The organism is Xanthomonas prunicola (assembly GCF_025266575.1).
Taxonomy (GTDB): domain Bacteria; phylum Pseudomonadota; class Gammaproteobacteria; order Xanthomonadales; family Xanthomonadaceae; genus Xanthomonas; species Xanthomonas prunicola.
In genome coordinates this window covers 4704795-4718158 of the sequence record NZ_CP096142.1, presented here as the reverse complement: position 1 = coordinate 4718158, position 13364 = coordinate 4704795, and the positions used below count along the sequence as shown (strand labels likewise).

Below are 13364 nucleotides of genomic sequence, written 5' to 3'. Positions count from 1 at the left end.
TGGCTTTTTCGGCCGCCCCTGTCGCGCGCAAGCCAGTGGCTGTAATGACGACGTCGCATCATTGCGAATCTGGTATCGCGCGCAGATTGATCGCTCTGTACTGTCTTTGGTTGCCGTAACGCGGCCCATTCTTCTCCAAGGTGGCACAGAGCCGGCCTTCGCCACAGGGAGCTAGGTCGGCACGCGACACGCGATCCAGGTAGTCGATGGACGCTCGAAGCTGTGCGAGTTCGGTTCGCTTTTCGGTGATGATGCCAACCGAGTAGGCCACCGCCCCCAGCCCTAGCACGCCCGCCACGAGCATCGTGGCGGATGCGATTCCCATGCGGCGCGTGATCCGCGTCTCCAACGTCTGCTGCGCTTTCGCGTAACGCCGGGTGGCCTGTTGCAACGTCTCGTCCGCCGTGGCCATTTCTTTGTTGAATCGCTTGGCGGCTGGCTCCAGCGTCTGCGTTAACGCCTGATTGGTCAGCTGCGTCAGCCTCGGCAATGCATTCTCAAGCACCCGGCTGACCTTGGCATCGGCGCTGCTGGCCGCGTGTTGGACTACCTGAAGTTGCTCGGCAACCACATCGCGCAACCGTTGTTCGCGCTGCTGCATGGATGCCATCAACGTCGTCAGCACCGTGATGGTCTCTTGCAAAGACGCATTGGATGCGTTCAACGTCGCCATCATTTCCGCTATTGCGGCAGCGTCTTGCCTGTCCATGAGGTCTCCTAAACTCGGCTGGTCACGGAAGAGATTCTGACTAACCGCCGCCCCCTCCACCACCACCGCCCCCACCGCCGTCTCCACCGCCGCCGCCGTCCCCTTGGGGACCGCTCTGCATCGGCCCCTTGGCAAACTCTGGCAGTGTCATCACCATCACCGGTCCGCGGCTGGTGTTGATTTCCGGTGAGACATCCATCCCCAGTGCCTGGCGTGTGGCGACGTGCTCCTGGGCCTCTTGCTGGGCCTGCGCTTCCAGGAAATCATTGCCTTTTTTCAACAACGCCTGCGTGGCTGCGCTGTTGGCCACACGATTTAGCGCCTGCTCAATCGCCAACTCGTTCTTGCTGTCGAGCGCGTAGAGCACCTCGTCCACATCCGGGTCGCCGGTGATGGATTTCCGCTCGGTTTGCGAAGAATGGTCTGGCCCATCCCCTCCACCTGGACCGGTGGAGCGCTGAGCTAGGGGTGGAAAGGCATCGGTTTGCTGAGCCGCTTCACTGGGAGAGCGCTGGCCTTGTTCTTGCGCGCTGAATGCATCAATGCTCCCACTCTCCTGGTCCCGCGCGCCGTCGCGAACGAAGGGATAGGGTTCTCCGCGCTCGCGATACTCCTTCCATTCTTGATGGAAACGTTCGTCTTCCCGATCCGCCGCCTCAATTTCCTGTTGCAGTTGACGCAACGACCGCATGGTCTCTTCCAGGAACAGGGCGCCACCCGGGTCTGCGGCGCTGCGATCCTGGGCCGGGATCGATTGGGCCTGCTGGTTTTCCGCGTCTGCTGGCTCCTTGGGAAAGCGATTCTCTACGCTACCTCCCAGCGATTGCCCGTATGCCTGCGCGAGGTATGCAGGCGATAGCGCTGGCGCGTCATGCTCAGCGAGAAACATGTCCGAAGGACGGTTCTGCTCTGACTTCGTTTCTTGCTCAGGATTGCTAGACGCTGCGGACTGCGATGCAATCAACGGCTCTGCTGTCGCAGGCGTTGCTTGGGCCATGACCCGAACCGGCGCTGCCTCCTGCTCACGCGCCATATCTTGCTGGCGGACCGACGCTTGCTCCATCTCAACCTGCTGCGTTTGCACGTGGCGAGACAGCGCTGACAGCCCCGCATCGGCCTGCACGCTCTGGGAAGGTTGGCTGTCCTGCTCCGGGCCTTCGGAGGAAGACACTTGGACGCGGGCGGCGGCGCGGCTCTCCATTGCCTGCATTTCCAGCGCGCGCTCTGCCTCTAGTGCTTGATGCGGCTGCGCGTCACCTGGACCGGGCGTCTGCTTCAGTGGGTCAGGTGTGTCGTGCGCCAGATTTTCGCCTGCCTGTTGGTTCTGTGTCTCTGGCCGCTGGCGCGCGTTTTCCTGTTGCGACTGAGGACTCGTTACTTGGTGAGCCAGCGCGGCATCTTGAGCATTCGGCTGAGTGTCTGGTTGCTGCGAGGCTTGCTGAAATTCGTCCTGCCCCTGCGCTTGCTGAGCCTGACGTTCCTGGACCTCAATTCGCGTTGCTTCTTGAACCTGGCGGTATTGCTGCTGCTCGCGCTCTTGGTTGTCCTGAGCCTGGCGCTCTTGCGCCTGACGTTGCTGGACGTCCCTTTCCTCATGTTCCTGCAGCTCGCGTTGCTGGCTGGTCTGTGCTTGGCGCTCCTGCACTTGGCGCTCTTCCTGTTCGCGTTGCTGCCCGGCTTGGCGTTGACCTTCCAGCACCGCGTGCGCCTGGACCGCTTGTTCGCTTTGTGACCTGTCTTCGTGCTCAGGCTGTGCCTGATGGAGGTGCTCGCGCACCTGTGCGGCATGCTGCTCCTGTGCAAGGCGATCTTGCTGTTCGCGCTCTTGCCGCGCCTGTGCCGCGACAGAGGCCTGCATGCGTGCCTGGATATCCAGCACTTGCTGCGGATTGGACGACTCGGAGGTCGAGGTGTCCGCGTCTGCCGTTCCCTCAAGCACGCGCCCAAGGGTCGGCGATTCTCGCCGATTGCCTTGCGTCTCACTCAGCGCCTGCCGAATGTCATCGCTGCTGGTGACAGCCACCACGCGTGCGATGCCATCGGGCCCTTGCTGCAGGTGTGCGATGGGGCTGTCATAGCCGTATTGCCCAGCCTCGTTGCGCCGCAACTGCTGCATGGTCGGCCCGGTGATGCCGTTGGCGTCCCTGGTCCGCTGCGCGGCCAGCTCCACGGCCTGCTGGGTCTGCGGGTTGACGTTCAAATCAACGCCTGCGGCCCGGTAACGGTGCAGCAGCTCGTTGTGCTCCATCTCTGCGGCCGTGGGTGCCGGACGCGCTTCAATCGCCGCCAGGGTCTCCTGAGCGCGCTCCAGCGAAGACTGGCGCATCTGGTTGGTGAGCTCCAGCTCCGCCGCCAGGTTGCCGCTGGCGACGCCATCCTTGCCGGCCCACTGTCCTGACTCGTTGCGCTGGTAGGTCTGACCATCGTGGCCTTGCACCCGATCCGGCTTGGCAAGAGCACTTTCCACGGCGGCAGGAACGCCCACCCCATAGTCTCGCCCGCGCTGGGCGGCATGGCTCTCGATGTAGGCCTGCGCAATTGCCTCACGGCCGGTGCCTATGTTGGTCTCGATCCGGGCCAGAGCCTCCTGATTCAAGCGTTGTGTCTGCTCCGCGCTTGCGATTTGTGGCTCGTAGACGCCGCGATCATCCGCACCCGCCACGCCGGTCTTGACCTGGCGCTCCCACGTCTCTGTGGCTGGATTGCGATGCCAATTTTGATTGTCCAACCCAATCCGGTCACCCGGCTGGGCAGGCAAGTTGAACGGGTCCTGCGGCGGGGGCGCTTTGCCCAGCGCGAACTCGGCGGCTTTGGCGTTGGCCATGGCCCCCAGTTCCTGGGATTTGGCGTAGCTGGCACCCACCGCTTCCTGGGTGGGATGTCCACTGGATAGGTCGAACGCGGCTTGGCGCTCCCAATCCCGCTCATTGAACTGCCACTCCACCCCGGCCTTGTCGGTCTGGTGGTAGATAGCGCGGTTGTCCAGCAAGTCGGCGCCTTTGTCGAACGCCTTGCTCATCAACAGCGCGTCGCCCACAACCAAGGCCGCAGGCACGAAGCCGCTACCGCCCAGCGCCACCGCAGTGGACGCACCACCGGCCCAGCCGCCCGCGTTGCGGGCCAAAGCATGGGTGACCTCGGATTGCGCGGCGGTTGCGTTGCCTTGTTCCAGCAGCTCAGCCGAACGGCGAGCAGTAATAACTGCGTCTGCCCCCGTCGCCAGCAAGCCACCCGAACGCACCAGGGTGCTGGCCGAGGCATTGCCGAGCAACACTTCCATGGACGCGGCACCGCTTTGACCGCGAGGAACTCGCAAAGGTCTGGCGGCTTCCTCGCCCAAGGTGTTCTCCACTACAGCCACGCCACCGGGTGACATGGTCAAGCGGCCATTGTGGTAAGCGTCGGAGATGGCCTGGGATAGCCCATGGCGCTGAAGATCGAGGTTGCCGCCAGCCAGTAGCGGCTGTCCAGAGCTGTGAAAGTGCTGCAACGTGGACACGATACGGCTTTCGTTGTGTGTCACTCCGCCCCATTGGCGTGCATTGGCACTGGCCTGGGCGTGTGCATCCAACTGCGTCGCGTTCTGGGCGGCGTAGCCGTCCGGGCCGCCGAAGAATGCCCGGGTGACAGCTCGAGTTTGGTCTATCTTTTGCCCCAGCGCTTTGTTGGTGCGCAAGTCGCCATTGATCAGCGCAACCTGCACGGTGTCGCTCAATCGCTGAACCTTAAGCGCAACTCGATCTAAGGCATCAGGATCAGGCTTTTGGAGCAATATCGCCTGCCCGTCTTTCGTGGACGCCAAGTCTTCGAGGGCATCTTTCATACCAAGGGAATATTCCTTGATATGGCGTCCTGTATGTGGCGTAACCCCAATGGCACGGGCAAGAGCCTTGTCGTTTGGCAAATTAATCAGATTAGTGGCCGCATCCTTATTTAACCGACCGTTGTCGACAAGCACCTGTAATAAAGGATCAATCTCAAATGACTTCTGATCGACGCCGTGGTGCTGCTGAAAGAGGGGCTTGCCTGCCATGATCTAGGGTCCGTCTTTGTCAGCTGATTGGATCAGATATCCGATGCGTCAATGAAAGAGATGCCGCTTAGTTCTGCCACGTCAGGTATTCCGGCTTCGTGAACCGCGTCCTTAAACACCTGGTCACAAAAAACAGACGGGTTGAACGGCAACCGGAACACATGCGACTGTCCCAAGACTTCATTTCGGAAGGCAAGGCTGGCTCCGCCCCCCAACGAATAGAACTTCCCACGCACATAATCGTCATTAACCTTGATCTTAAGCCTCGACAATCCTTCATCCAAGGCATCCAGCTCTCTAACAACGTCGCATAAGAAGCGACGCGGCCCCTTAATACCATCGGCCAAACGGTAATCCACCTCAGCGAATGCGAAGGCATTTGGATCAACCAAGCACATGACGTCATGGAGTTGCTCAGACACCAACCAATAACCGCCGAACCCTGGCTCCAGATCACGAGGCTCCGGACCTGCACTGGGGTCATAAGTCATCTGCGGTTGCTCGAGCATCGAGGGGAAACCGCCTTCTTGCGGACGCAGGATCACACACGGCGGCGAAAGCAGCTGGCGGAGATTGTTGAACCTCACTCCGCAGCGCGGCCCGTTGCTCTCCATGTCCGACACGAACATATAGAAGGCACCCGGCGTCGGCTGATTAGGTCTTGTTGATTGCATACGTTCCACCTCATCTTTGGTGCTTTGATCTCAACTTACGTGAACAGCTTAACTCCTCAACTTGCCCGCCTAGATCGTGGAGCATCGGCGGCTGCCCACCTAGCCGCAAGACCGACGTTCTGCAGGCCACCGATGATCAGTTAGCCCAGCACTCTTAATGCCCAAAAGACTTCGGCTCACTTCAGGCGCTCGGTGACCTTCCTGTCGGCTTGGCCCAGTTACAGATTGCGCCAAGCATCCGTTGGTTAGAAATGGCAGATCATCGCTTCCTTGTGAGTGTTTCCGCTCAGCAGTTCACCGTGTCGTAGAGCCATAGCCCGTCAGAATTTCCATTAGTGCCAATACCGGCGGCCTCAGCCGCCTCCTTGAATACCCAATCACAAAAGACGCCATCGTTGAACGGAAGTTTAAATACATGCGCATTTCCGAGCACGCCACTCTTGAAAGCCAAGCGACTACCGCCCGCAAGGCTGTAATACTTTCCAGCCTCGTAATCGTCGCTGATTTTGATATCGAGTTCCGAGGCTTCCTCATCCAAAGCATCTAATGTGCGAACGACATCGCAGAGGAAGACGGTCGGACCTTTGGAACCATCGGCTAAGCGATAGTCAGCATCAGCAAAGGCGAAGGCATCCGCATCCACAGATTCCATCACCTTGCGGAGCCGCTCGGAGACCAGCCAGTAGCCACTGAAGCCTCCCTCTAGATCCTGAGGCAACGCCCCTTCCATGGGGTTGTAGATCAATAGTGGCGTCTCTCTCAACGGAGGAAATCCTCCTTCGTCCGGCTGCAAAATAAGCCGGGGCGGCGTCAAAAGAGCCTGCTCATTTTCGAAGATCACCCCGTGGCCCTTTCCTCCACGCCGGCCGTCCGGCAGCAGCTCGAAAAACTCGCCCTTTTTGGGCTGATTGGTCATGTTGGTTTCCATGTGTTGCATCCCGTCCACAGGCTCACACCCTTGGATTGCTGTGACCGAAGTCTAGCGCCATCATCGGCTGCATGGGCATTCAACTACTCCTGTCAGCCAATCTGGAGTTTGGCAGAAGGCCTGGGTTGATAAGTGCGACTTGTTCTTCAGCGTCTGCTGCTCGATCTCATGATGATCTTAAAACCGACGTCCCCCCGTGCGTGCTGAAGCAGCTGACGAGGTAGAACGCCAAGGTGTTTTGCTCCACCACCGCCTAACGCCTGAATTAAGCCGACCCGCAGCGGGGCAGCGAGTACGTGCTAGCGTAGCGTAAAGCACGCTGGCGCTGCCACGATGTGGGGTCGGCTTGAACGAATTGTTAGGCCCATGCCCACCAGTTGACCGCAAGCCAGTAGAGCGCTAAATTGACTTAAGGTACTCAACATACCTTCCGCTAGCAGTGCCCGCGACTGAAACGCGGTTTTTTTGCGCCCATAGTTTCTATGGCCGAGTAGCGTCCAGTCATACAAGACCCGGCTTGCCGGGGAAAGCTGGGGGCCGTCTAGCGGCGGTGTTGAAGTACTCGGTCGCCCTCTCAACAGGGGCGTAACTCAACAATCCGCTAGGAGCACCACTATGGCCGTAAAGAGAAAGACTGCGCAGCCGGAACTGCGTTTTTTAACCGTTGGCTATCAGGTCTACGAAAGCAAGCATAAAGATGTAGAGCGCCGGACCCTGCCGAGACAGGTACCGTTCTTGCGTTTGAGCGGAGATTGGTTGCAAGCGGCAGGATTTTCCGTAGGCCACAAAGCACAAGTGCAAGTGACTGAACGTGGCATCACAATCATCGCCGAAGAGTGATACTAACAATGCCGCAGACGGATCAGTTTCCGTCTGCGGCATTCTGTTTTTACGGGCCTAACGCCTGAGTTAAGCCGCGCCGCAAAGTGGCATCGGCTTGGACGAATTGTTAGATGGCCGCCTCATATTGTCCGCAGCTCCCTAAGCAGAGGTTCGAGCTCGACGATCCGCGAAATGGTAATGCTCTCTTGCGCGCTGGCGTGGATGAGAGTCTGGATACTTCCGCCGTGGTACTGGCTAGACTGGAACTCAGCGCCAGCCTCGCGATACTGAAGCCATGCTTGGTGAGACTTTTCGAACGCATCACGTCTGCCAGCAGAAAGCTCCTCTCGCAAATCTTCCACCAGCGCGACAAGTCTTTCTTCGGCTCTGTGGAAGGACGCTGCGGCGTGCCGATTCATGTCCGCTTGAGTCATGTGTTCCGATTGATCACTGGCGTAGATCTGGAACGCCTGTTCTTCATATGCGGCGGCCAGTGTCTTTGCCGAGCTGGCCTTTCCTAGAATCGTGTCTTCAAGCACTTTCAAATCATCAAGGGTAGTCCCTGACGCCTCTAAGCTCTTCTTCAGATCGAGCAGCTTTTGCTGCTTATCGATCTGTTCGAACATGGGTCTCTGCTCGATGCGGCGTCGCACGAGGAAACTAAATGCCGCTATCAGCGCTCCGAAAACGGCATATAGGAATTTCTCTAGCATTGGTCACGTACCGTTGAAATGTCCAAGGCCATCTAACACCTAAATTAAGCCGCGCGGCGAAGCGGCGTCGGCTTGAATGAATTGTTAGGCGGCACCCGACGCAAGTGACGCCTCATAACGCGCAATGTACTCCTCAGCCGGCTCGGCCGTTCCAGTGGCAACGACCTGGCCGGTGTGTCGATTGACGATCAGTGGTGAATTGCCAGCAAGCTGCGTTGAGTAGTTGCCCGTCAACAGATACTCCTTGGATTGACAGAAGAACACCCACCCAAAGGGTCGTTCCAAGGTGGCGGAGTCAATGACTGCAACCTCACAGTCCATTTCAGTGATCTGGGAATCTAGCAGGGATTGCACTAGCTGTTTTGCCTGATCGCGAGTAAGCATTTTGTGCCGCCTAACGCTGGAGTTGAGCGGCGGCGAAGCCGTCCGCCTCGAACGATTGGTTAGGCCGCGTGACAGAGCGATTCATGTTACCTGCTGCAAGGATGCGATGTATTGGCCCAGAGTGAGCCCACTTTGCTCCACTTGGGCAGCAAGGTATACAACCTTTCCACCAAGTTCAGAAGCCATCCTCAGAGGCCCTGCTTTTTGATCGTTGGTCAGCACGATGGATCCAAATGAGCGAGCAGCCAGAGATACGTCTGCTTGGTTGGCACTCAATCCGCTGCGGCGTGGTGTTTTGCCAATCAATTGCGACTTAATCCCTGGAAACGCATAGAATTCTCGATCTGTGGAAGATTGAAACGCCCCCTGACCAAAGCCGCCGTACACTTGGGCTTTCGATGGGGAGCCATCAGGTTCGAAGGTTTTGAAACCGAATACAGACGTCGTCTTTATGGAGGAACTCTCGATATTATCGCGAATGTAGGCCTTGAGCTGCTGCCTTTTTTCGTCGTCAGGGATAGCCTCAATTTCGATTTCGACTTCTCGGGTGAGGTATAGCGCATACCTATCGGGTGGAAGCTCAGCGACGAGATCCACTGCCTTCTCTTGAAGGTAGTTCCACGCGCAGCTGTCGATATAGACGGCAATGGTCATGTCGAGAACGTTTCCTTGCGGCCTAACACCTGAATTAAGCCGAACCGCGAAGCGGTTTCGACTTGAATGAATTGTTAGACCTCAACCGGTGCATGCGTATTTGCCGCCCAGAATGACAGTGCGAAGACCAAATTTGGAAAGTGCGAGAGGTGCCAGGTTGAAAGTGAGATGTGATGAAAGCCCAAGTGGTTATGGGTGTACGCCGCGCGGCGCTCTAGTGTGCTCTTGCTGCCAGCGTCAGACAGCCAAGCATCTACGGCCAGCTTATCGTAGTCAGCGAACTGTCCGCCGTTCAAGACTAATAGTTCGTCACGATCTGATGCGACTGACGGCCAGCGGTCATGCGGGGCTTTGGTAGAGATGCTGGTGTGCAGGAGTTGCTTGACGCCGCTGTGGGATTTGAGTGGTACGTCCTTCCATCGCTGATGATGTGACTTGGCAATTCTGGAATGGCGGGTTCCATCTTGATGGTAGGAGGAATGCACGTCCACCACGCCAGTAAAGTGGCCAATGTAGATGCCGCTCCGACTTTCGGATATCCATAGAAGACGAAAGAACTCGTCGCCTTGTTTCAGCCCGACTATTACGCGCATTGAGGCCTAACGCCCGAGATAAGCCGACTGGCGAAGCCAGTTCGGCTTGATTGAATTGTTAGGTGCCACTGACGCCACCGAAGTAGTTGTAGCACCCGACCGCAACCAACACGACTGCCAAGGCCACGAGACCAATCCCCTCGATGTCCATGTCTGACCGAAGCAATCGCTTGCGCCAAGCTGGGACTAACAGCAAAGGCGCAACCACTAGCAGCCCGACCAAAGAGCCAACCAAGCCCAGAAGAAAGTGAGTCTGCCACCAGTCCCAAAGTCCGCTAAGCATTTGCTATGGCACCTAACTACTATTGGACCGCCGAAATGCGGTGTTGCACGGAGTATCTTCGATCGCTGGCGCTTTGTGAATGGGGAAATCCTAGCCGCCATCAAGGGATTACGCGACGGCAAGCGGACTCTACCTTTGCGCGGTTTCTAGTTTTATCCAGCAAGGACACAGGCGTATGAAATACACCCCCTAAAACAATGGCGTAAACGCACGTCCGCCGACGCAGTTGCTCTATCAAGTGCGCGACCGCTTGCGCGTTCGGCACTACAGCCTGCGCACTGAGCAGGCGTGTCTCAGTTGGACACGGCGCTTCATCCTGGCCAGCGGCTCTCTACGCAACGTACTGCGTATCGATCGGCATCACGTGTCCGACGAAATTCCTGGTTTTCACAATCTTGAGTCGTGACATCACGGTGCATAACCGTGAACCAGGCAATCCAACGCCAGAAACGAAAAAACCGCGCAATGCGCGGTTTTTTCGTCACACCTTTTGCCAACCCATCAGGGACGGCGCGCCAGCGCCTCCACGTCCTTGGCCTTGGGCAGCAGATCCTGCTTGGTCACCGCGAACGGCCCGATGCTCAGCATCGGCACGGCGACGATCACCGACGAGATCACCACGATCACCGCGCCAATCATGTGCGTCTCGGCCAGGCCTTCCATCGACTCGCCGCCGTAGATGTACAGCGCCAACGCCGACAGGAAGAACATCACCGCGGTAATCACCGTACGCGACAGCGTCTGGTTGATCGAACGGTTCAACACTTCCAGCGGCTCGACGCGCAAGGCACGGAAATTTTCACGCACACGGTCGAACACCACGATGATGTCGTTGATCGCAAAGCCCATCACCGACAGCAGGCCGGCCAGCACGGTCAGGTCGAACTCGCGGCCGGTCAACGACACGAAGGCCACGGTGACCAGCAAATCGAACAACGCGGTCAGGCTGGCGACTACCGCGAACTTCCACTCGAAGCGGAACGCGATGTAGATCAAAAAACCCACCAGCATGAACACCGTGGCATACACGCCATTCAATGCCAGATCCTTACCGACCTGCGGGCCGACGAATTCGCCGGGCTGCACGGTGGCCGGATTCTCATCGCTGGTCACCGCCTTGCGCACCTCTTCGGCAACGGTGCGTGCGGCATCGTCACGATTGTTGTTCTGGCCATGCGGCTGCAGGCGAATCATGACTTCATTGCCGCCGCGAGCGTTCTGCACCTGGGCGTTTTCAAAGCCGGCCTTGGACAGCTTTTCGCGCACCTGGTCCACGTCCACGGTCTTCTGGAACGAGGTCTGCACCAGCGTACCGCCGGTGAACTCCAGCGCGTAGTTGAAACCCTTGCCGACGATGATGCCGACCGAGGCGACTGCCAGCACCAGCATCAAGATCAGCACCGGCTTGCGCCAGCTCATGAAATCGATCTTGGTGTCGTTCGGGATCAGATGAAGCGGAAAAATTTTCATTGAAAGATCTTCCTAGAAAGTCCGCACATGGATGTGCGGGCTCTTGCGAGGGACTCGCATTACAGTCGGGCTCTTGCGAGGGACTCGCATTAAATAGCGACAGACTTCAGCTTCTTGCGGCTGCCGTAGATCAATACCGCCAGCGCACGCGAGACGGTGATCGCGGTAAACATCGAGGCGAAAATACCGATCATCATGGTCAGCGCGAAGCCCTTCAGCGGGCCGGTGCCGAACGCATACAAGGCCACCGCCACGATCAAGCCGGTGAGGTTGGCATCGAGGATGGTGCCGCCGGCCTTTTCGTAACCGGCCGCGATCGCCGATTTGGCCGGCACGCCGAGCCGCAACTCTTCACGGATACGCTCGTTGATAAGCACGTTGGCGTCCACCGACAGACCCACCGACAGCGCAAGGCCAGCAAAACCCGGCAGCGTCATGGTGGCGCCGAACAGCGACATCACCGCCACCACGATCAGCAGGTTGAACAGCAGCGCCACCGAGGTGATCGCGCCGAACACGCGGTAGTAGATGGTGAAGAACACCAGGGTGAACAGGAACGAGTAGACCACCGCCGTGACGCCACGCTCCACGTTCTCCGCACCCAGGCTCGGGCCGATCACGTATTCCTCGACGAAGTCCATCGGCGCGGCCAGTGAGCCGGATTTCAGCAGCTTGGCCAGGTTTTCGGCTTCGGTCTTTTCCAGACCGGTGGTCTGGAAGTTCTTGCCGAACACGCCAGCGATGCGTGTAGCAGGCAACGCTTCTTCCTTGACCCGCACGCTACGCACTTCCTTGCCGTCGACCATGGTCACGGTGGGAATACGCTCGATGTAGACCACCGACATCAGCTTGCCGACGTTTGCGCTGGTGTAGTCGAACATACGCTGGCCGGCCACGTTGTTGAGCGTCACCGCAACTGCCGGCATGCCGTTCTGGTCGGTGCTGACAGAGGCGCTGACCATCTGGTCGCCCGTCACCAGCGCGCGCTTGTTCAACAGCACCGGGGCATTGCTATCGCGCAGGCGATAGACCTTGGCCTCCGGCGGGATGTTGCCGCTGCGCACGGCATCTTCGGCGTTACCGTCGACCACGGCGCGGAATTCCAGCGAGGCGGTCGCACCGATCAGGCGTTTGGCCTCGGCGGTGTCCTGCAAACCCGGCAGTTCGACCACGATGCGGTCTTCGCCCTGGCGCTGGATGGTGGGCTCGGACACACCCAGTGCATTGACGCGGTTGCGCAAGGTGGTGAGGTTCTGCTCGATCGCACCGCTGGCGATCTGCTTGAGCTCGGCCTCCGGCACCTTGACCGCGATGTTCTGGCCACTGACGTCGTAGGTCAGGGTCGGCTGCGCCTTGGCCAGCGCCACGCGCGCGGCATCGGCGTCGGCGCCCTCGCCCAGGCTGACCTGGATGCTGTTGTCGGCGCGACGTTCCACCGAGCGGTACGGGATACGCGCATCGCGCAAGGTGGTGCGGATGTCTTCGGCAAACCCGTCCAGACGCTTTTCCAGCGCAGCTTTCTGGTCGACCTGCATGGCGAAGTGCACACCGCCCACCAGGTCCAGACCCAGCACCATCGGCCGGCCGCCCAGCTTGGCCAGCCAGTCCGGCACCGTGGAGGCCAGGTTCAGCGCCACGGTGTAGTTCTCGCCCAGCTGCTGACGCAACACGTCATTGGCGCGGGTCTGCGCCTGCAGCGAGGGCAACCGCACCATCAGGCTGTCGCCTTCCTTGGTGACTGCCTTGGGCGTGATGCCGGCAGCCTTGAGGTCGGCGTCGATACGACTGCGCAACGCGTCGTCGAGCTGAGCACCGCGGCTGGCGGTGATCTGCACGGACGGGTCCTTCTGATAGATGTTGGGCAGCGCGTACAGCGCACTGACCGCCAGCACCAGCAGGATCAGGAAGTACTTCCAGCGAGGAAATTCGAGCATTGCGACAGTCCTGCACGACACCATCCCGGCGACGCGCCTAGCAGTGAGAACGACGTCAGGCGGCCGATACAGCGTCGCCAGCGGTCTTCAGATGGATACGGGCGGTACAGCAGAACCGGCTGGTGACAGCATCCGGCTCCACGTGCCGACTGCGCCCGCCCGAGCGG

At 59.0% G+C, this 13364-nt stretch carries 10 protein-coding genes; 1 reads left to right on the top strand and 9 read right to left on the bottom strand.

The window, feature by feature from the left end; genetic code table 11:
* Positions 1 to 58: 58 nt before the first annotated feature.
* The 4 genes from M0D43_RS20125 to M0D43_RS20110 all read right to left on the bottom strand — a co-directional run bounded on the left by M0D43_RS20125 (position 59) and on the right by M0D43_RS20110 (position 6362).
* Entirely contained in the window at positions 59 to 709 is a 651-nt protein-coding gene (locus M0D43_RS20125; RefSeq protein ID WP_260807533.1) for a hypothetical protein, read from the bottom strand.
* Positions 710 to 749: 40 nt separating this feature from the next.
* Positions 750 to 4742 carry a hypothetical protein gene (locus M0D43_RS20120; RefSeq protein ID WP_425510706.1) on the bottom strand — a complete coding sequence of 1331 codons (3993 nt, stop codon included), beginning with the start codon at positions 4740 to 4742 and terminating at the stop codon, positions 750 to 752.
* Positions 4743 to 4774: 32 nt separating this feature from the next.
* Entirely contained in the window at positions 4775 to 5416 is a 642-nt protein-coding gene (locus M0D43_RS20115) for a DUF1629 domain-containing protein (protein ID WP_227972196.1), read from the bottom strand.
* A gap of 286 nt (positions 5417 to 5702) precedes the next feature.
* Positions 5703 to 6362, bottom strand: a complete 660-nt coding sequence (locus M0D43_RS20110) for a DUF1629 domain-containing protein (protein WP_260807532.1) — start codon at positions 6360 to 6362, stop codon at positions 5703 to 5705.
* A gap of 597 nt (positions 6363 to 6959) precedes the next feature.
* Here M0D43_RS20110 and M0D43_RS20105 point away from each other — a divergent pair.
* On the top strand, positions 6960 to 7184 hold the full coding sequence (locus M0D43_RS20105) for a SymE family type I addiction module toxin (RefSeq protein WP_080640084.1): 225 nt from the start codon (positions 6960 to 6962) through the stop codon (positions 7182 to 7184).
* A 122-nt stretch (positions 7185 to 7306) separates the two neighbouring features.
* Here M0D43_RS20105 and M0D43_RS20100 read toward each other — a convergent pair whose 3' ends face one another.
* The 5 genes from M0D43_RS20100 to secD all read right to left on the bottom strand — a co-directional run bounded on the left by M0D43_RS20100 (position 7307) and on the right by secD (position 13197).
* A complete protein-coding gene (locus tag M0D43_RS20100; protein WP_260807529.1) occupies positions 7307 to 7792 on the bottom strand; it encodes a lysozyme inhibitor LprI family protein in 486 nt (161 codons plus the stop codon).
* Positions 7793 to 7963: 171 nt separating this feature from the next.
* The gene (locus M0D43_RS20095; RefSeq protein ID WP_260807528.1) at positions 7964 to 8263 is read right to left on the bottom strand and encodes a YrhB domain-containing protein; all 300 of its coding nucleotides are present in this window, start codon (positions 8261 to 8263) and stop codon (positions 7964 to 7966) included.
* An 81-nt stretch (positions 8264 to 8344) separates the two neighbouring features.
* Complete coding sequence (locus tag M0D43_RS20090) at positions 8345 to 8917, bottom strand: hypothetical protein (protein WP_260807527.1); 573 nt, start codon at positions 8915 to 8917, stop codon at positions 8345 to 8347.
* A 1377-nt stretch (positions 8918 to 10294) separates the two neighbouring features.
* Complete coding sequence (secF, locus tag M0D43_RS20085) at positions 10295 to 11263, bottom strand: protein translocase subunit SecF (RefSeq protein ID WP_260807526.1); 969 nt, start codon at positions 11261 to 11263, stop codon at positions 10295 to 10297.
* 89 nt (positions 11264 to 11352) lie between these two features.
* Entirely contained in the window at positions 11353 to 13197 is a 1845-nt protein-coding gene (gene secD, locus M0D43_RS20080) for a protein translocase subunit SecD (RefSeq protein WP_260807525.1), read from the bottom strand.
* Positions 13198 to 13364: the final 167 nt, after the last annotated feature.